Here is a 19,405-nt window from a genome sequence, read left to right as displayed (position 1 = left end):
AGGCACCTGCAATGATGTGAGACATGTCCACATCCCCGCATGTGAGGACGCACACCAACGACTCCTCACACACGCCTCTCGATAGAATCCTGGCCCGCATGAAACAACTGCTTTACACCTCTCGTCATCCGCGCCCTGTCACCAGCTGGAACCAAGACGCGATCACCGCGCTCGCATCCACCTGGCTGATCGGTGGGCTCATAGTCTCCGTCTGGTCCCACGCCACTGGGCGCGGCGACGGGGCCAACAGCTGGCAGCTGATCTTCTATACCGGCCTGCTCGCCCTAGCCGCCTGGGTCGGACTTCTCCTCTACCAACAGATTCGCTCCGGGCGCTCCGGGCTGGCCGCCATCGCGCTCGGATACGGCCCTCTCGTGGCCGCAGTGCCCCTGTTCCTCATCGCCGGGCTCGTCAACCTCATCTGGCACGGCACCTTCGGCGTCGAAATCGGCCCCGAGGTCCTCATGAGCCCCGCGCAGCTGGCTGTCGCGATTACCTTGATACTCATGGCCAGTGCGCCGTGGCTCGCCGCTATGCCCCGTCTGGAGACCGGCAGTGCCCCACGCCCGCTGGATTTCCTGCCCGCCCTGGGTAGCCTCTCCGCCGTACTCGCGGTCGTGACGCTTCTGCTTAGCTTCGGCATAGCGTTCCTCTACCATGGCCCCGCCACGGTGGAGTTGCTGCGACCCGACGCCACCGGGGCCTTCGGCCCGCATACAGTCGCGCTGCTGGCCTCGATCGTTCTGACCACCGTCCTGATCGTGACCCTGCTGCTATTTGTGGGTCGGCGCTGGCAAACGCCACTGGGCACCTTCACTCTGTTGTTCTTCGGCCCTGCCCTCATGGTGGGAGCCGTGGCCGGGTTTGACAACAAGGGCATGGTGTTGCTGTTTCTCCTCAGCGGAGTGCTGGCCGACGGGCTGGCCTGGTTCGTGCGCCCGCATTTGAGCCGCCGTCGCGACTTGATCATCTTCGCCGCAGGCTGGGCCTTCGCCACGTGGCTGGGTTTTTTCATTGTGGGGCGTCTGCAAGCGGGAGAATGGGCCGCCGCACACATGTGGTCGGGCGTCCCGCTGGTCGCCGCGGCGGTGGCGGCTCTCATCGTGGTCACTGTGCAGCCCACTAGCGGTATCGAACCGCGTTCGTCTCGCGCCTGGCCTCGTTACGAGGGCATCGAGCCCGAAGAACGCCTTGAGAACTAGAACCGTGCATTTCGGGGGCCGGAAGCCGCTTAAGCGGTCTCCAGCCCCCCGACTCATGCGCGATAGTGTCACGCCACGAGCTGTCGTTAGCGCGCAGACTATCGAGCGGCTTGACGTTCGAAGAAATAACTGGCCCCGTTGAGAAACGAGCCGTAGTGCCAGCCGGGCTGTGTGGCGCGTTGGCTCATGGCTCGGTCTGGTCGATAACCTGGGGTGCCAAAGCGGCGGTGTGTCGGATGATGGCCTCGCGCCAATGATCGGCTTGGTCTCGTTCTCTGATGGTCGGGCATTCCTCACAGATCCCCGTGTGCAGTTTATCGGCACTCACATCAAATGAGAAACAAACTAGAAACCTCTAAGCGACGAGACAAGATATGGCCGACATGAACCGATTCTGTCGTTTCTTGGTTTTCGCCTCCTTCACCGAGCGGGGGCTGGAGAAAGAATTCTTGCTCCAGCCCCCTTGAATGTTTGAGGTGAACCTAAGCCTGGGGACTAGCACACCCATGTTCTTGGGCGCGATCTGAAATATTAATCAAACCTTCGAGGTCATTAGTGCCAGAATTCCATTGGAAGTCGCCTTGAATTGAATATCTCTTAAAGTGATTATCCTGGACGTCGCACAGAATAATTGTCGCTTCATATGGGCTATCATGACACTCTGGAATGCACCACTTTCCCGTGATTTGACCTGTAGCCATCGCTGTGTCCGGCCCCCACATGAACCATTCGAGCTCCCCTGCGTGTACCGTATACTGCAAATTGAGACTGCTCGGCTCTTGCACGCTCGGACGTTCACTAACTTGTTCAAGGCGTGGAATTCCTTTCACGTAAACCTCACCACCCTCTGTAGAAGGGGAGTCGTCCCCACCAGTTCCTGTGCAAGAGGTGACCAGCGATCCCAAGACGAGGGCAGATGAGAGTTTGAGAAGTTGGCTTTTCATGTATCTATTATAGGGCAATTCCCGTCACTACGTGCGAAACAAAGTCCTTTATGGATATCATGACGTTCTCTCATCGTAGCTTTTGTTTGTGTTGGTTGAGGACGTTGAGGCCTATGCAAAAGGCACTTTCAGCGTTCTCGTCGGCTCGTTTACCTGCGTAAACTTCGCCTCTTGCGGCCTTGAATTTGCACTTTTGCATAAGCCTCGTTGTATTGGGGTTTGTCGGACCCTATCCACGCCGTGGCGATATTGTCACCATCTAGCTCCTGGTAGCTCTTATCCGTAAAACATACGCTTTCGCTTGGTCTAGCTCGTGGGATTACTGCCAGATGCCAGCGGCGCGTGGGTCATGAACTGGTCCAGGTAGCGCCCCCTAATATCCACAGCAAGTTGCCTCGGGTGTTGGTGATGCCCCGTAGATTCATGCCTTGGCGGCGGTGCTTGCCTGAATAGTAGGACTTATCAGTGTCTAAGCGCTCACGAGCGATGAGACTATCATCGACGATGACTAAAGGGCCTTTGCGTCGTGGTTGACCACACAAGCCTTTAGTCGAGGCGGCAAGTAGACCGATGGTTTCAGGTCCGCCGGACCACGGTGGCACGGAGAGAGCAACGCCAGCTGCAATGCCGGCATGCGTTTCGCCTATACGAAGCACCATCTTCATCAGGGTCTGCTGATTAGGCTCTAGCAACCTCAATCGCGTTCCGCTTGCCACCCGATCGGGCCGGGTAAGGCGAACAATAACGTTGAGCCTTTTTAATCTGGAGAACGTACTGGTCAACGGTGTCTCAGCTACCGCTTGTCTACTCGGCGCTCTCCTTGCAGCGCAGCACTTTCGTGAACTACCAGCCTTGATCGCGCCACGTCTGTGAACTCGGGAGCCACCGAAGCGGCAGGATGAAAAGACTCGTTGACTCCATTGATCACTGTCGGTACGTAGAGGACGCCGTCCGGCACCGACAGTGCTGGTCACCACGCAATCGCACGGCCCGGTCGCACGGCCCGTATCGTTACCCCTCGACGCGCGGAACCTCCTGGAGTGCGCTGGCGCCTCATCTCAGCCGCCCACTTGCTTAATTCTGATCGTTTCTCAGATAAGGGCCGGGCCGCGATAGTAAAATTCACCCGCGATCAGTAACCGGATGACCTCTAGGGAGTGGTAACTATCAGCGAGTATGGACACCCGGTAGTGGTTCCCAGCGATCTGGCCGCAGCGCTTATGAAGACTTTCGAGGAAACCTACGACGTGGCGGCAGTTGAAAAGCGGCTGCGCGAAGCCGGTTATGGACCGCCTGATGACCGAGAGGGTTGGACCATTGACTTTGGGCGCGACCCCGCCAGCGAGGCCAAAGGCATGTACTGGGCCCCTCCGTCGGACTCGCAGGAGTAACCAACCCTGCCGCACCTGCCGACTTTCTCGGGCAGCGGCGTAGGTGACCCACGGGCCATAGCCCCTACGTGGGTGACTCGGTTCGCCCTCTGGTGGATGTCAATCGATCCTTACGAAGGTGCTGCCAGCGCATTGGTGCTGGCAGTCAGAAGGTCCTCGGAGATGAACTCCGAGTGTGTGCCCGCTTTGCGGCACGCGAACGCCCCACAGATGCGCCCGGCGGTCACGGCCCGCTGCAAGTGGCCACTGTAGAGGTATTCCCACAGAAAGCCGCTGACAAAGGCATCCCCGGCCCCATTGGAATCCACGGCCAGCCAGTCGATCCAGTCCGCGATGTGTTTGAGGTCTTGCCGGGGGACCACTGCGGGGTAATGTGTCGGGTTGTTGTGGCCGTGTTCGAGGACGAAACATCCACTGGAGCCAGCCATGGCGATCACGACTTGGGCCCGGCCGCGCCTGAGGATGTCGCGCATGATGGGGGCCCGATATCCCCCCAGCCTTTCGGTCGACACAAACACGATGTCGGCGGCGTAGGCCCACCGGCGATGATGGTCGCTGACTCCGTCCCAAGAGTGCAAGTCCGTGGAGATGGTCGCGGAGGAATCTAGCGCGTCGGTGAGTAGATCGCGGGTCACGTTCGTGATGGAGACGTGTACATGGGCGTGCGTCTGTAGTAGTGGGCGATAGAGGTGACCGGGTAGGCGCAGGTTCTCGGGGTGGCGGCCGTCGTAAAAGGAGTAGCGTCGACCTAGGTCGTCGACGAGGTTTACGGACCTGGGTGTGCCCTCTGGGGCGGGCAGGTGGCGAAAGTCCAGCCCCCAGCGATGGTAATGATCCAGAACCATCCTGCCTTGCTCGTCTTCGCCCACAAAGTCGACCAACGTGGTCGCCACGCCCAAGTTGTGTAGTCCCAGGGCGACGCCGTTGCCGGTATGGGCGACGAAATCTCTGATTGGCTGGACCGCTTGGCTGTCGCCATGACCGATCGTCAGCTCGGGTACTCGCACGATTGTGTCCACACCCACACCGCCCGCTACCAGCACCGATGTCGCCTCAAGCCCCTGATCCACGACGTTTCTCCGTTCAACGTTTGTCGTTTAGTTTCAATTCGAACTAATATGTGGTGGTGCGGTTCGCATCAGGTCGCCGCCAGCATCGCGACCGGGCGCTTGGTTCGACATCGCCATCCAAAGCCAATTTCTCGAGCCGTTCCACCTGAGGGGTTCGCACCCTTGGGTCGAACAGTTTCGTGATACGTCCACGTTTGAACCAACAAGGAGATCACAGTGTCGAAACTAGCGATCGTTTACTATTCCCAAACCGGCAATGTCCACGCCTTGGCCTCACAGGCAGCCAAGACGGCCGAATCTGTCGGAGCCGAAGTCCGCTTGCGCAAAGTGGCCGAGCTGGCTCCCCCAGAGGCGATCAATTCCAACGACGCATGGGCTGCTCACCTACAAGCCACTGCCGACGTCCCCGAGGCGACCCTGGACGACCTGGAATGGGCCGACGCGATCCTGCTGGGAACGCCCACCCGCTATGGTCTGCCCTCCGCGCAGCTCAAGCAATTCATCGACCAGACTGGCCCCCTCTGGCAGGCCGGTAAACTCATCAACAAGGTCGCCTCTTCCTTCACCTCCACGGCCACCAGCCACGGCGGTCAGGAAAGCACCATCCTGGCGTTGAACAACACGTTCTACCACTGGGGCTCCATCATCGTGGCCCCCGGCTACGCCGATCCCATTCAGTTTGCCCCAGAAGTGGGTAACCCCTACGGAACCAGCTCGACGGGCAATGGCGAGGGAACCGACGAAAAGACCCTGGAAGGCATGGCGTTCCAAACCCGGCGGATGTTGGAGATCGCCGACAAGATCTCCGCCTAACCACCAACGGCTCCCCAGCGCCATGCGTGGGCGAGTGACAAAAGAAGTGGCGTGGCCCCATTCCCTGCGCGGAATCGGGGCCACGCCACTGACGTCACCTGGGCGGTGGCCCTTACTTGACCGCTCCGGCGGTCAAACCAGCCTGGATCTGGCGTTGGAAGATCACATAGGCGATAAACACCGGGATCATGGCCAAGACAGTGCCAGCGAAGAGCGCACCGGGATCACCCTCATAGCCTTGGCGCATCGCCAAGTTCGCCAAACCCTGCGAAATCATCGCGTCATCGGGGTTGCGGCTCATCAACACCAGCGGCAAGAGGAACTGATTCCATTGCCCGATGATGTTGAAAATGGTGATGGCCACCAACCCAGGTCGCGCCATGGGCAGCATGACTTGGAAGAACAGGCGGTAGTGTCCGGCCCCGTCGATCATGGCCGCCTCAGCGATACTGTGCGGAAGGGTGCGGAAGAACGCCGTCAGGAAAAACACCGTAAACGGCAGCGAATAGGCTATGTACACCAAGGCCAAACCGGTCTTGGTATTGAGCAGTCCGACATTCTCCAGCGTCTTGAACAGTGGAAATAGCGCCAGAAACACCGGAAACATCATGCCTCCGGCGAAAAAGAAGTAAAGCAGCCGGTTGCCGGGGAACTCATAGCGCGCGATCACATAGGCCACCATCGCGCCCAGCAGCATCGTGCCGGTGATCGAAAAGGCCATCACCTGGAAGGTGTTGAGGAAGTACTGCCCGATATTGCCGTTTGTCCAGGCGTTGAGATAGTTCTGGATCTGCGGAACGGCGGGCAGTCCCAACGGGTCGGTGGCAATCTCTCGTGGAGTCTTGAACGAGGAGATGACGATCCACACCACGGGGACGATGACCATGATTCCCCACAGCCACAAAAAGCTGTGAGACAGCAAGTTGACGAAGAAGCCGCTCTCGGGCGAATCCCGCTTGCTTCGAGCGGGCCGAGGTGTCTTCTTAGCCGCCGTGTCGCGGTTGTCAGCGATATCTTGTGCCACGAATGCGCTCCTCAATATTCGATTCGTTCACGACGGCCCACACGCAGCGCGATGACGGCCAAAGACAGGGCCGCGAAGAACAACACCACACCGAGAGCGGAGGCGAACGCCTGCTCGCCGTGGTTGAACGCGTACTTCCAAATGACCCCGCCGACGACTTCGGAGGCCCCATCGGGCCCACCTCTCTCCGGCGTCATGATGTAGACGAGCACGAACACGTCCAACGCGATGATGCTCAAGTAAATCCAGGCCGTTTGCACCGACTCCCACAGCAGCGGCAGCGTTATCTTGAAAAAGGTCTGAATTCGGCTAGCACCATCGAGGATGGCCGCTTCGTACAGATCTTGCGGGATCGAGGCCATCGCTGAGGAAAAGAACACCAGGTAGAAACCGACGGCACTCCACACCAGAACCGAAATGACGCTTAGCAGCACGAAGTTCTTGTCCGCCAGGAAACCGTTGGGCGGGGCGGGAAGACCCACCGCTGACAAGGTACTGGTCAACAGGCCGCCGAACGTCTCTGGCGCGTAGACCTGTTGGAACAAGATACCGATGATGGCGACTGACAGCACCTGGGGAAAGAAGTAGACGACCTTGTGAAACCGGGCCCCAGCCACGCCGGAGATACGGCCCTGCCGCGACTTGCCTCCCACATTCAGCATGAACGCGAAGAACAGCCCCAGCACAATCGTCACCAGGGGCAAAACGACCAGGATGATGGCGGTATGGCGGATGGCGGGCATGACCAACTGCTCATCTTTGAACAAGTTGACGTAGTTGTCGAAGCCAATGTAGTTGAACTCCGAGGTGGAGCCGCTCCAGTCGGTGAACGAGATCTGGAACGCCTGGGCGAAGGGAATAATCACCAGCCAGACGTACAGCGCCACCGGAATCGCCAGGAAGCTCAGAATGAATGGGTATTTACCGTGGTTCATAGCCGTCTCTTAGAAGGATAAGTCGCTGTAACGTCGGCATCGTCCGCAAAAGCACCGCCTGCGCAAGTCTGTTGAACTGCGTAAACGCCACCTAATGCGGCCTTGAATTCGCACTTTCGCCTCCAAAGGGGTACTCCGGTTCGGCACGTCGTCACTCGGGCCGCTGGCCCAGTCACTGTCACCGGACTATCCGTACGGGCCTAGGGGGAAGACCCGAGACCATCATCGACCGAAAGTGGGCGGCCCGATCGAGTGGCTGCACGTGACACTCGACCAGGCCGCCAGTGGAGGGACGCGCCCGGCCACCGGCCAACTGGGGCCGCAGGCCGAATGCACCCCAAGTGGGGATCGGGCTACACCGTTCCTGTAGCAGAAACGATCGGGATCGGCTCGAACTCAAGACAGGGATGACAGGTGCCCGACTCAGGTTCGTGCCGGGGTGTGCCTACGCGAGGCCGACCCGTCCCGAAAACCCTAGTCATGGGTCCTGGGCTCAAGCTTCACCCAACAATCGCGCGTGCTCTGCCAACACTTCACTCATGACTAGGCACACGTGCCTAGTCATGAGTGAAGTGTTCGATGCTGTCGTCATCGGCAGTCTCGTCGGCGATGTTCTGCATGCGCTCGATGAACTCGTCTGGGTTGTTGTCACCCGACATGAGCGCACCCAGTCCTGACCGAACCTCATCGTTCATCCGTGAATACCAGAACCGAAATTGCGGCTGGAAGAGGTCGTCGGGGTTGGCGACGAGCTCCGAGGTCAGTTGTGCGGCCAAGTTGTCCACTTCGACGCCCTCGACCACGGTCGCGGCCTGCACCGCGTCTCCGAACGCCTGTGCGCCCGCCTGCGACAGCATCATGCGCAAGTACTCAAACGCGCCCGCCTTGTTCGACGCCTTCGACGGGACGATGAACGGTTCCTCGCCACCGGCTGAGATCAGCCCCGGCTGCACGCTGCCCTCCAGTGGGAACACACCCACCGGAACATACTCGAAGTCATCCGGGGCGATCGCCCTTTGCTCATTGGGAAGCCAGGAACCGCAGGGGATGAACGCCGCTTCGTTGTTGTTGAACGACGTTTGTGACTGCGTGTGGTCAGCACCAGGGGTACCCGGCAGAATGAACTCTTGCTCATACAGGGAGTACATGGCCTCCGCCGCCGCGACGACCGAGTCATTGCGCCACGCCTCGGGCTCCAAGTTGTCGATGTCCTTGATGACATCGACCCCACCGTGCTTACCAGCCAAAATCATGAACATGTCGTACAAGTACACCGGGTGTTGCCCCGCGTAGGTCCATGGAGCGATGCCCTCGTCCTTGATGTCGACGCACAGCGCCATCATCTCTTCCCAGCTCTGCGGCTCGTCCCAGCCCTTTTCGCGGAACAGCTTGCCGTCGTACCACAACGTCCAGGCCGAGTAGATGTAGTTGAGCGAGTACAAGTTGCCGTTATACGTTCCGGCTTCGAGCACTCCTGGCCGCAGCGTGTCACGCACGGAGACATTCGGGTCGTCATAGGAGGGGGCGTCCAACAGAACCGACAGCTCGGAGAGCTCGCCGTCGTTGATCAGAGAGTCCATGGGAATCTGCTGCGCGCCCGAGTTGTCGATGACATCGGCCGGGTCGCCTTGAGCGAAACGGGGCTGTTGGGTCTCGGCGATCGCCTGCGTCGCCAAGTGGGTTATCTCGGCATTGGGGAACTTGTCGTTGTAAATCTCCTGGTGGGCAATGGCGTAGTCCTCGCCGAAACCACCGTCGAAGATCACCACATCAAGTGGCTGATCCGGGTCTACCCCAAAGGGATTGTCCGGGTCATCGCCAATGGTCACTTCTTCTTGTTCGTCATCAGTGCCACTAGTGGCGCAAGCGGCCAACGGCACTGCGGCGGCACCGGCGGCCGCGGTGCCGAGGAGGCGGCGACGTGTCACCAAGTCAGCTGTGGACAGTTTCTTCTTCATGGAACTCCTCCTCGAGTTCAAGATGGGTCGAGTGGTCGAGGTTGGGGGCGGTGGCCCACGACAGCGCGGGCCCTAGAGGCAAAGGCTTCAACGGTCTGCGGAAATCGCCGCTGCGCCACGGCGATGTAGATGAGGTCCACGACCAGCAACTGGGCATGGCGGGCGGCCAGCAGGTCGGCGCGAAAACCAGTGCGGCGCACCGCCGAGGTCAGTACGACGTCGGCGACCTCGGTGATGGGGGAATCGGGATAGGAGGTGATCGCGACAGTCAAAGCGCCTCGACTGCCCGCTTCGGTGAGCATCTCGATCGTCTCCGAGGTGGTGCCCGAGTGGGACACGGCGATGGCCACATCACCCTTGCTAAGTAGGGCGGCGCTGGCCAGCGCCTCGTGGACCTCGGTCCATAGCCATGTGGTCACTCCGGTGCGATAGAAACCGGTGTGCAGTTCGCGGGCGACGAAGGCGCTGTTGCCGATGCCGTAGACATCGACCCGTTTGGCCGTGTTGACTGCTTCGGCGACGTGTTCGACCTCGCCTAGATCCAACGTTTGCGCCGTATCGCGCAACATGGCGACGTCAACGGCGATAATTTGTTTCAACACATCGTCGAGCGAGTCGTTGGGGGAGATCTCGCGCCCGATGTTGACATCCCAGTTGGACTCGGACTGGGATGCTGCGGCGCGACCGGATTCGGTGGCTAGGGCCACGCGCAAATCCGCGTATCCGTCGTACCCCAGGTGGCGGCAGAACCGAGTGATGGTGCCCGGAGAGGTGCCCGAACGGTCGGCCAGGTCCATGATCGTGGCTCTGGCGGCTCTGTCGGGGTCGGCCAAAACTTGTTGGGCGACCTTGGACAACGCCTCCGAAAGGCGGGAAGACTGTTGCCGTATTCTTTCCAGCACACCACGTGTGTCTGGCTCACTTTGCGACGTCGTGCCTTCCATGCCGGAACCCGGCATGTCAGTAGGAGCGAACGCGCGTTTGGCCATGCACACTGTCCTTTCAAGGATCGTTGTTGAAAAAACTATTATCTTCGAGTGATTCAAGTCAATAACTTAAGAATATTTTTTACACACTCGTGATCATCTACCTGGGGAACCCAATATGCACGCAGAACAGTTGGTGGTCGGGATCGACGCAGGCGGAACGTCGACTCGAGCCTGGCTGATGGATGGAGAGGGATCACTGCTCAAAACCGGCAACGCCGCTGGTAGCAACCCCGTCGGCGTCGGCTTTCGCGTCGCGGTGCAAAACATCGCCGCCGCGCTGGAATCGGCCTGCGCTGGCATCGACACCACCCGGCTGCGAGCCGTCTGCGCCGGAATCGCGGGCGTCAAATCCCTCTCGGCCCCCGACTACGAAGAACTCGGCCGCCTCATCCGAGCCCGTCTCAACCTCACCTGCAACGTCGAGATGGTCGGTGACTCCACCATCGCCTTTGCCGCCGCCACCGACGAAACCGATGGTGCCGTGCTCATCGCCGGTACCGGAGCCTCCGCCTTCGCCATCCACGACCGAGAACCCGGCCAACGCTCCGACGGATACGGATGGCTCCTAGGAGACCTCGGATCTGGATTCTGGCTGGGGCAACAAGCCGTCCGCGCGACCTTGCGTTACCTGGACGGGCACGTCCCCAACGGATCCATGGTCGAGCAGGTCATCGACACATTCATGGGTGAAACCGTGCAGGCATCGCCCTCAGCGGCCCACCTCATCGGCCAATGCATGGCCCAGTCACCCCGCAGCCTGGCCCGCCTGGCCCCCATCGTGTGTGAAGCGGCCGCTGACGATGACGAGACAGCCCAAGAGATCATCAACGAAGCGGTCAATCACTTGGCGGCGACGGTGAAGGCCGTGGCGCAGCCGGGCAAACCCGTGGCGCTGGCGGGAAGCCTTCTGACCAACAACACCCCGATTGCCAGCGGTTTGACCTGCCATTTGTCGCGCGAGCTGCCCGCCTCGCCGCTGTACCAAGCAGTGCACCCGGTGGCGGGGGCGGCGTGGTTGGCTTTGAAGCACATCGAGCCCGACGCGCATCGGCAACGCAAGCTGCACCGAGTGGTTGGTTTGGCCCAGCCATAAGCCGCGTTTAGTGCCCAGTGCCCACCAGTGAGTCGGGGGCGGCGCTAATCGCGGCCCGATCGAGTCGAGGTTTCGCCCGGACCGGTTAGCTAGCGAAGACGAGTGTCACCGGTAATTTTGGGCAGCGATTGGGCTGGGCCGCAAGGGTAGGCCCGTTGCCAGGCGAATGTACTCACGCAAGGCGGTGACGTCAGTTGTTGGCGGCCAAGGCCTTCGACAAGCGGCCGCCTGCGGCGTCGAGGCGCTTGTCCGCGGTTACGGCGTCCACGCCGTGCTCGACCATGACAATGGCGGTCTTGATGCGGTTTTCGGCCCCTTGTAGCGCCAGGTGAGCGCTCTGGGCGGTCGCGGAGGTGATCTCGGTGATCATGCGCACGGCCCGAGTCTCCAGCTTTGAGTTGAGCACCTGCATGTCGACCATGTAATTGCCGTGAGTGCGCCCGAGCTTGACCATGGTGATCGTCGAGATCATGTTGAGAATAAGTTTTTGAGCGGTGGCTGACTTCAAGCGGGTGGAACCGGCGACGACTTCGGGGCCGACCGACACTTCCAGCGGATGTTCGGCCGCGGCCGAGAGTTTTGTGTCCTGATTGCACGAGATTCCGATGGTGAGCGCTCCCCGGCGGCGGGCTTCGCCCACTGCGGCGATGACGAACGGAGTGCGTCCGGAGGCCGCAATGCCAATGACGGTGTCGTTGGGTCCGACGGACTCGGCCTCAATCGCGGCTTCACCGGCCGCGAAGTCGTCTTCGGCACCTTCGACGGCCCCGACCAGCGCACCGTCACCACCGGCCATGATCGCGTTGACCAGGCTGGGTGAGGTGGAAAAGGTGGGGGGACATTCAGCGGCGTCGATGACGGCCATGCGTCCGGCGGTCCCCGCTCCCACATAATGCAAACGTCCGCCCTTGGACATACGTTCGACAATCCGGTCGATTGCCTCGGCCAATTGGGGCACGATCGCCGCCACAGCGGCGGGGACGGTCGCGTCGGCCTCGTTCATTACGTGGGCGAGCTGGGCTGTTGACAGGCGATCGATGTTCGCAAAGCGGGGATCGGCCTGTTCTGTGGGAAGTTGGCCCAGCGACTGGTCGTCCAAGGCGCCGTTTCGTATGTCACTCACACTTGCCAGGGTACCGTGAAAACCGCCTCTTTTGGGACACCCTGACTTAGCGGTCTGAACGACATGAGCGATGTTTTTACTGATAGATGCACAAATTGTGGGCAAAAAATTTCTGAAGAAATTTTTCTTAAATGACAAGATCATCGAAGATTTATGTCAAATTCTTCGCCCAGAGTGTTCTGAGATGGCGCTTGGGGAGTCGGACTCCTCACCTGGGCCTCATTGCTCCATTCCCGGCGGGGAACTCCCACGCACGAGGCGATTGCAGTACGGTGTTCACATGTCCGAGCGCCACACCGATACCCCTAACCTCCTGGTACTCATCAAGTCTTTGCTGCCTTCGCTGTCGAAAGCCGAAGCTCGGGTGGCCCAGGCAATTATTCGCGACCCTGCCGCCGCGGCTTCCCGCACCATCACAGAGCTCGCCGCCGAAGCCGGAGCCTCTGAGGCCACCGTGGTGCGGTTCTGCCGCTCTCTGGGGCTGGCTGGACACCGGGAACTGCGGTTGCGAGCCGCGCAGGCCATCATTAGCACCGAAGCTGGCCCCGACCGGGAAATCATCGGTGGGGATATTCCCACCGGTGCCGACATGTCCCGCATCATCGCCACAGTGGCCTACGCCGACGCCCATGCCATCACCGACACCACCCAAGCGCTGGATGCCGACGAATGTGAACGGGTCGTCGACGCCCTGCTCTATGCCAAGCGCATCGATGTGTTCGGAGCCGGGGCCTCTGGGGTCGTCGCCGCCGACCTAACCCAGAAGTTGCATCGCATCGGATGCGGCGTGTCGTTTTGGCCTGACATTCATGCCGCGCTCACCGGTACCGCCCTTCTCAATGCCAAGGACGTCGCCATCGGTATCTCGCATTCGGGAGCCACCACCGAGACCGTCGACTTCCTTGAGCTGGCCCGCGATTCGTCAGCCACGACGGTGGCCATCACCAACCACAGCCGCTCTCCGTTGGCCGAAGTGGCCGACTTTGTCCTCACTACCTCGGCGCGCGAAACCACCTTCCGGTCGGGTGCGACCGTCAGCCGCATCGCCCAACTCATGGTTGTGGACTGTGTCTTCGTGGGGCTTGCCTCCAGGCGGCATCGTAAGAGCACCAACGCCCTTGCCGTTACCGCGGCGGCGGTTTCGGACCGGCAGCGGCCCAGCCGTCGCTGAGTCGAATACGGGCATGACAAGGCCCGGCAGCCAATAAAGCTGCCGGGCCTTGTCATGCCCTCTGGAGAAGAACGTACGGGCTGTCCGCAGCGGCCCCGGGACCTAAGCGGGGACTTGCGCGACGGTGAGCCGAGCCTGGGCTTGGCAGACTTCGGTTTATCGCCGAGCAGAAGTCCTTGCGCGATGGTTCCTAAGCGGGACCGAGTTCTTCAATTCATCATCCTTTGTGGGCATTATCGCTAGCGAACGTTGTTTACCGCGCTTCGCAACTGGGGCAGACGCTGCTGCCACGAACCCGGGCAAGAGGTCGCCGAGTAGTTCTGGTGCCCGAAGATTTGCGAGGAGGGAATGTTGTACTTGTTCATGATGTAGGCGCACACCACGACCATCGCTCCCCACTGGTTGCCTGGGATGGCGGCACCGGTGTGGTAGGACCCCTCGGCGGCGATGCCGATGGACTGGGCATTTTGCCCGGCCGTGTGGGCGCCTTGAATGAAGGCGCTTCCGGCCTCCATGCGCGGAAGGCTGCCTGTGCGGCCCTCGGTGCAGTGTCCACCACGGCTGACGATGAAGTTGTAACCGGTGTCGATCCAGCCATTACTGTTCATGTGTAGGTTCTGTACTTGGCGCGCGTGGCGGTAGGCCTGCGCCACCGAGTAGTCGGTTGTGTTGGGGTACACCGTGTGGTGGATGATGATCTTGTTGGGCCTCGACCAGATGACCCGGGGGGTGCCGTTGGGTGAACGGGCTCCCCAGTGGGCGACGCTGTTGAAGACCGCTTGTTGGGACACATCGGCGTTGGCCGGGAGAGCCGGAAGGGCAGCCAATCCGGCGACGCTGGCAGTGCCGGCCAGCAGCGCCCGGCGGTTGAATTTGCTATTGCTCATGTGCTTTTCTCCGTATGCTCATTTTCGGGAACGACAGAACCGACAAGGGTTCACTCGGTTCTGGAATCGGGGGACTTTCGAATCAGGCCAGCCCGTAGGTGGTCCGCGAAGCAGGCCGCTCAAGGGTGAGAGCGAGTTCCCGCAATGTCCCGGGGGATGAACCCGGAGGCAACCTCTCAATTTGGTACCACAGATTCGCCGCGTCAGTATGCGAACGTCTTTGCGCGACGCTGAGTCAACGCCTCGAGAGAGGCCTCCCTGTATTCAATTGGTCCCTTTCACGACCTAGACGGCATCACCGTGGAGAGAAGTTCGAGTGAAGGCTAGGTTTCTCAGGCATGACGTCGAGACCGGCCTGCGAATGCGTGGTACCACGGTCGCCTATAAATAGGCCACAATGGCTAGTGCGATAGCGGGACGGGCGATGGCGAGAAAGAGAGGACTGTCGAGTTTTTCTGGTTCGGAGGATGGAGGGCTATTCATATGTGGGGTAGCAAGTGGATTCACCACTGTCGATATCCTTGGGGCAACGCGCCTTCAGGTCCTCTAGCGGGGGAGGATCACTCGCTACCGCCTAGTATGACGAAAATCTCCAGTCAATTTCAAGATCTTGAAAAGATTTTTCTCAGAAAGTGACCGATGTTTCGCTTGTGTCCATCGCGCCGTTTGACCGTATTAACCTGTGAAAACGCTTCAATTTGGGAATTTTTCAAATCGAACCATGTCGATGCCCTGCTTGGCGCGCAAGCGATCTGGAAAACCACAGCGACCATTCGTGGCGCCGTGGGACTGATTTCCGTTGCGGCACCAGGATCTTGTGGCATCGGGTAGCAACACAGTGGAGTTGAAGAAATTCGCACCGCGGTGCTATCGGCTCCGCACAATCACCGGCCGGCCCCGGGCGCAAAAAGGCCACCCGCTTATGGCGGGTGGCCTCCAATTGTTCGGCAAAGCGCAAAGATGGGTTCCGCCCCTGGCCGTAGTCGCACCCATTCACACCTACTGGACTCCAGTGAACATGTACTACCAGCCAGAGCCCAAAACCCTAAAGCGAGGCTTATGCAAAAGGCGCATTCGGCGTTCTCGTCGGCCCGTTTAGCAGCGTAAACTTCGCCTCCTGCGGCCTTGAATTTGCACTTTTGCATAAGCCTCCACATACCTAGTCGCCGCTTTCGCTCCAGCCCTCAAGCCGCATACTGTCCGCGTCCGCCCTGCGAGCGCTCATAAAGATGGGGCGACGACGGTTCCTCGCCACAATGGCGTCGACATAGATCCCGCGCCCCTGATACAACTGATCGCTCTCATAGCTAAATCGCACCTGAGTGGTGCCAACGGGCAGAGACGCGGACGCGCTGGCCCACTGACGGCCGCTAAATCCCGCGAACGAGCCGTCACTGCTCCACTGGTGGTCCCGTACCGTCGCCTCGAAAGGCACCGGAGTCCACTCACGGCCGTCCGCTGAGGCCAACAATCGACCGATGTCGGTCGGCTCGGTGTCGTACCACAGGTCGAACGACAGCGACCCCTGCGAAACCGGCTGCGACAAGGGCACCGTCAGAGTCGAAGTGGTCCCGTCCTCCTGCCCGGAGAACCAACACGATGAGCCCTGAGTGGGCCGAACTGGAACCGCTCGGCTCATCGGTCGGGCCGCCGCTCGTCGATAGACCGACGCTGTGCCCCGCTCGCGGGTGGGGTGAACTCGGTTGGACAGCAAAATCAACATCGAGCCCGACAGCGGGTCGAGAACCAGCGACGTGCCAGTAAACCCGGTATGTCCCACCGTCACCGGGGATGTCATGGCGTCCATATAGAACGGTTGGTTGATCTGCCAGCCGAGCCCCCGCGCCGCCGATGGCGGGCGGTCGGCATTGTCATTGGTGAAGATCAAGCGGGTCGTCTCCTCGGAGAGGATGCGCGCGCCTCCGTACTCACCTCCATTGAGCACCATCTGCCCAAACGTAGCTAGATCCCGGGCCGTCGAGAAGAGACCCGCATGGCCGGCGACGCCACCGAAAGACCAGGCGTTCTCATCGTGAACGCTACCGCGCACCAGACCACGTTCGGGAATCCACGGCTGATACTCGGTCGCGGCGGTGCGACCATACACCTCTGAAGAAGGGTTGTAACCCGTGTCGGTCATTCCCAGCGGCTCGGTAATGCCCTCGCGCACCAAGACATCAAGCCCCTGGCCGCTGATACGCTCCAAAGCTTTGGCCAACACAATGAGGTTGAGGTCCGAATAGGTGTAGGAGGTGCCCGGTTCGAACTGCAAGGGAAATTCGTATATTTCCCGCATGCGCGCCTCGTTGTCAGGCAACCGATACAAATTGATAAAGGCGATCATGCCCGAGGTATGCGCCAATAGCTGGCGAATCGTGATCGGTGATTTCTCCGCATCAAGCGAATCGAACTCCGGCAAGTACTCGATCAACGGCGCATCCAGCTCAAGCAGACCCTGGTCTAGGAACTGACCGGCGACGACCTCGGTGAACAGCTTGGAAATCGAAGCCAAGTCGAAGATGGTGTCTGGACGCATCTGCTCCCACTGATCGGCTGGCAGCTCGATGGCCTCCTGATTCTGCGCATCCCAGCTCTCGTAGCGCAATTGATGGCCGACAGCCTCGTGCGTGACAATGACACCATTGCGGGCCGCCAGCACCACAAAGCCAGGAAACGACGGAGACGGGCCTTCAAGATGGGCTGAGGTCTCCGGCACGATTCGGTCGATGTGTTCGGCGATTAGACCGGCTTGCCGGGCCGAACCATAGCGAAGGGACACAGGGGAAAACTCCAAGTCGTCGGGGCTCACCGTGGGCGGACCCGCTGGCGTCACAGCCATGGGCTTCGCCTCTTCCTCTGCGGTGGGGCCACTGAGGTCGGCGTGGGAGGCCGTACCCGTGGCGTGGAGAACAACGGGAATGGCGGCGGCGCTGGCCGCCGAGGAGAGAATCTGTCGGCGTTTCATAATGTTCCTTCATGGACTCAAAGGCCGGCCTAGGCGCTGAGTACGACGCTTCGCGCTCACCTAGATCGGAATATGCTCATATTTCAATGTCCATGCCCGGATGTACACACTCGCATATCGCGGTCGGTCGGGCACAGCGAATTCGCCTAACTGTGGTGGCCAGTCATCACAGCTGGGTGCGACAAGAGGCTGTGGCGGCGAGAAGCCCCCAAAGCCAGGTGGGTGGGCAGCTGTCAAAGCTGCCCACCCACCTGTTATTTAGCGACGACCGCGACGTCTATAGATCAAGTACTCTCGACGCACCTGCCGGAAAGCCTCGAGATCGTCCTCCCAAATCGAGGTGACGGTGTCGATATCGGCACCGTCCTCGATGGCGAGTCGAATCCCGTCGTTTCCGGTCAGTTTGTCGAGCCAAAACGCGCCGCCGCCATCCTGGTCACGCCATTGATATTGGTCGAAAAGCTGCTGTTGGGCGATGATCATGGCCAGCCCGGTCCGGATCGGGTCGAAGGCATCGCGGTCGGTGACGTCGACTTCGACCCCGCCGCACACTTGCCTGGCCCACTTGGAGAACCACGGATTGAAGTACGCCTCGCGGAATCGCACGCCCTCCAATTGGGAGGCATTGAGCGCCTCTTCCCACGCATGGTCAATGTCGGGCGCGCCGATCAACTCAAACGGTTGAGTCGTGCCGCGACCCTCCGAGAGCGCCGTCGCCTCAAATAGGCACGTGCCCGGGTAGGCAATCGCCGTGTCCAGCGTGGGCATGTTGGGGGAGGGGGCTACCCACGGCAAACCGGTCTCATCGAAGTACATGTCGGGCTTCCAGCCCCGCATTTCGATGACCGTCAGATCCACCGGGCCCGAAGTCTCCGGTAGAAACTCGCCGTTGAAGAGCTTGGCCAGCTCTCCAACGGTCATCCCGTGGCGCTGTGAGATCGGTTTGAGACCGACGAACGTGGCATGCTGCTCGTGCAGAACCGGGCCGTAGGCCTCTTGGGCGCTGATGGGGTTGGGGCGGTCGAGCACGACAAAGCGCAGTCCCAGCTCCGCAGCGGCCTCCATGGCTCGGTACATCGTCCAGATGTAGGTGTAAAAGCGCGAGCCAACGTCTTGGATGTCGAACACGACGGTCTCCACCCCAGCGTCGACGAACTGCTGGGCCATCGTGTCGGCGTCGTTGTAGGCGTTATACACCGGCAGACCGGTCTTCGGGTCGTAGAAGAAGTCCTCGCCATCCCCCGCCTGAGAGGTACCGCGGAAACCGTGCTCGGGACCGAACACGGCAACGATGTTGACGTCGCCGCTGTCATGCATGACGTCGACTTCGTGGCGCAGGTCCGGGAAAATCCCGGTCGGGTTGGAGATAACCCCGACTGCTTGGCCCTTAAGCGTTTTGAAATTGGTATCCGCCAGCATCTCGATGCCGGGTTTGACGGCCCGGGGTCCGCGACGGGCGTGGCCTGGGCTGGCCGCCACGGTCGCGCCGACGGCGGTACCCGCCGCAAGGGCGGCGGTACCGAATATTTTCCTGCGCTTCATTGCGTGTCCTTCACTCTCTGTGGGCTCAAAGGGAGGGTGGTCTCGGAGCCCGGGGGACGTCCCTTTGATGTCTACCCTGTTGAACATCATGGGCATCTGCGCCATTTAGACCCCGGTCAGATGCGTCCTCGGGCCCCGAGGCCACCCTCAGGAGAACCTGGAGAGGGCTCATGGTGGGGCCTGCGGGGCAGTTCTCGTTAGGGAGAACCACTTGCGTGGTACCCGCCTCTTGCGGCCGCGAGCCCGTCTATGTGCCGCTCTCCAGCGATTTAAGTTGTGTTGATGATGAGGAGACCAT

15 protein-coding genes are annotated in these 19,405 nt (G+C 60.5%); 5 read left to right on the top strand and 10 right to left on the bottom strand.

What is annotated here, in order from left to right:
* Positions 1–98 precede the first annotated feature (98 nt).
* Positions 99–1,202, top strand: coding sequence for a hypothetical protein (locus JQS30_RS11285; RefSeq protein WP_213170370.1), 1,104 nt, complete (start codon positions 99–101; stop codon positions 1,200–1,202).
* Positions 1,203–1,684: 482 nt separating this feature from the next.
* Here the strand turns inward: JQS30_RS11285 and JQS30_RS11280 are convergent, their stop codons facing one another.
* Positions 1,685–2,146 carry a hypothetical protein gene (locus JQS30_RS11280; RefSeq protein ID WP_213170369.1) on the bottom strand — a complete coding sequence of 154 codons (462 nt, stop codon included), beginning with the start codon at positions 2,144–2,146 and terminating at the stop codon, positions 1,685–1,687.
* A gap of 1,157 nt (positions 2,147–3,303) precedes the next feature.
* Between JQS30_RS11280 and JQS30_RS11275 the strand changes: the two genes are divergently transcribed.
* Positions 3,304–3,537 carry a hypothetical protein gene (locus tag JQS30_RS11275; RefSeq protein WP_213170368.1) on the top strand — a complete coding sequence of 78 codons (234 nt, stop codon included), beginning with the start codon at positions 3,304–3,306 and terminating at the stop codon, positions 3,535–3,537.
* 110 nt (positions 3,538–3,647) lie between these two features.
* Here JQS30_RS11275 and JQS30_RS11270 read toward each other — a convergent pair whose 3' ends face one another.
* Complete coding sequence (locus tag JQS30_RS11270; protein ID WP_246497886.1) at positions 3,648–4,607, bottom strand: carbohydrate kinase family protein; 960 nt, start codon at positions 4,605–4,607, stop codon at positions 3,648–3,650.
* A 216-nt stretch (positions 4,608–4,823) separates the two neighbouring features.
* Here JQS30_RS11270 and wrbA point away from each other — a divergent pair, with 216 nt between their 5' ends.
* Positions 4,824–5,420 carry an NAD(P)H:quinone oxidoreductase gene (gene wrbA, locus JQS30_RS11265; RefSeq protein ID WP_213170367.1) on the top strand — a complete coding sequence of 199 codons (597 nt, stop codon included), beginning with the start codon at positions 4,824–4,826 and terminating at the stop codon, positions 5,418–5,420.
* Between the two features lie 112 nt (positions 5,421–5,532).
* Here the strand turns inward: wrbA and JQS30_RS11260 are convergent, their stop codons facing one another.
* The 4 genes from JQS30_RS11260 to JQS30_RS11245 form a co-directional block, all read right to left on the bottom strand.
* Positions 5,533–6,444, bottom strand: coding sequence for a carbohydrate ABC transporter permease (locus JQS30_RS11260; protein ID WP_246497885.1), 912 nt, complete (start codon positions 6,442–6,444; stop codon positions 5,533–5,535).
* Between the two features lie 11 nt (positions 6,445–6,455).
* A complete protein-coding gene (locus JQS30_RS11255; RefSeq protein ID WP_213170366.1) occupies positions 6,456–7,379 on the bottom strand; it encodes a carbohydrate ABC transporter permease in 924 nt (307 codons plus the stop codon).
* Positions 7,380–7,936: 557 nt separating this feature from the next.
* Positions 7,937–9,337, bottom strand: a complete 1,401-nt coding sequence (gene ngcE, locus JQS30_RS11250) for an N-acetylglucosamine/diacetylchitobiose ABC transporter substrate-binding protein (RefSeq protein WP_213170365.1) — start codon at positions 9,335–9,337, stop codon at positions 7,937–7,939.
* A 17-nt stretch (positions 9,338–9,354) separates the two neighbouring features.
* Entirely contained in the window at positions 9,355–10,326 is a 972-nt protein-coding gene (locus JQS30_RS11245; protein ID WP_246497884.1) for a MurR/RpiR family transcriptional regulator, read from the bottom strand.
* 115 nt (positions 10,327–10,441) lie between these two features.
* On the opposite strand from JQS30_RS11245, the gene JQS30_RS11240 reads away from it, so the two are divergent.
* A complete protein-coding gene (locus tag JQS30_RS11240; RefSeq protein WP_213170364.1) occupies positions 10,442–11,419 on the top strand; it encodes an N-acetylglucosamine kinase in 978 nt (325 codons plus the stop codon).
* Positions 11,420–11,609: 190 nt separating this feature from the next.
* On the opposite strand, the gene murQ is transcribed toward JQS30_RS11240, so the two are convergent.
* Entirely contained in the window at positions 11,610–12,542 is a 933-nt protein-coding gene (gene murQ, locus JQS30_RS11235) for an N-acetylmuramic acid 6-phosphate etherase (protein WP_246497883.1), read from the bottom strand.
* A gap of 280 nt (positions 12,543–12,822) precedes the next feature.
* Here murQ and JQS30_RS11230 point away from each other — a divergent pair, with 280 nt between their 5' ends.
* A complete protein-coding gene (locus tag JQS30_RS11230; protein ID WP_213170362.1) occupies positions 12,823–13,713 on the top strand; it encodes a MurR/RpiR family transcriptional regulator in 891 nt (296 codons plus the stop codon).
* A 239-nt stretch (positions 13,714–13,952) separates the two neighbouring features.
* On the opposite strand, the gene JQS30_RS11225 is transcribed toward JQS30_RS11230, so the two are convergent.
* The 3 genes from JQS30_RS11225 to JQS30_RS11215 form a co-directional block, all read right to left on the bottom strand.
* Entirely contained in the window at positions 13,953–14,600 is a 648-nt protein-coding gene (locus tag JQS30_RS11225; RefSeq protein WP_213170361.1) for a peptidoglycan recognition protein family protein, read from the bottom strand.
* Positions 14,601–15,759: 1,159 nt separating this feature from the next.
* Positions 15,760–17,565 (bottom strand): serine hydrolase domain-containing protein, encoded by a 1,806-nt coding sequence (locus JQS30_RS11220; RefSeq protein WP_213170360.1) that lies wholly within the window; start codon positions 17,563–17,565, stop codon positions 15,760–15,762.
* A 258-nt stretch (positions 17,566–17,823) separates the two neighbouring features.
* Positions 17,824–19,107 (bottom strand): exo-beta-N-acetylmuramidase NamZ family protein, encoded by a 1,284-nt coding sequence (locus JQS30_RS11215; RefSeq protein ID WP_213170359.1) that lies wholly within the window; start codon positions 19,105–19,107, stop codon positions 17,824–17,826.
* Between the last annotated feature and the right edge of the window lie 298 nt (positions 19,108–19,405).

It is taken from the genome of Natronoglycomyces albus (genome assembly GCF_016925535.1).
Classification (GTDB): domain Bacteria; phylum Actinomycetota; class Actinomycetes; order Mycobacteriales; family Micromonosporaceae; genus Natronoglycomyces; species Natronoglycomyces albus.
Note: the sequence above shows the minus strand (reverse complement) of the source record. Positions and strands in the feature narration are given on the sequence as shown.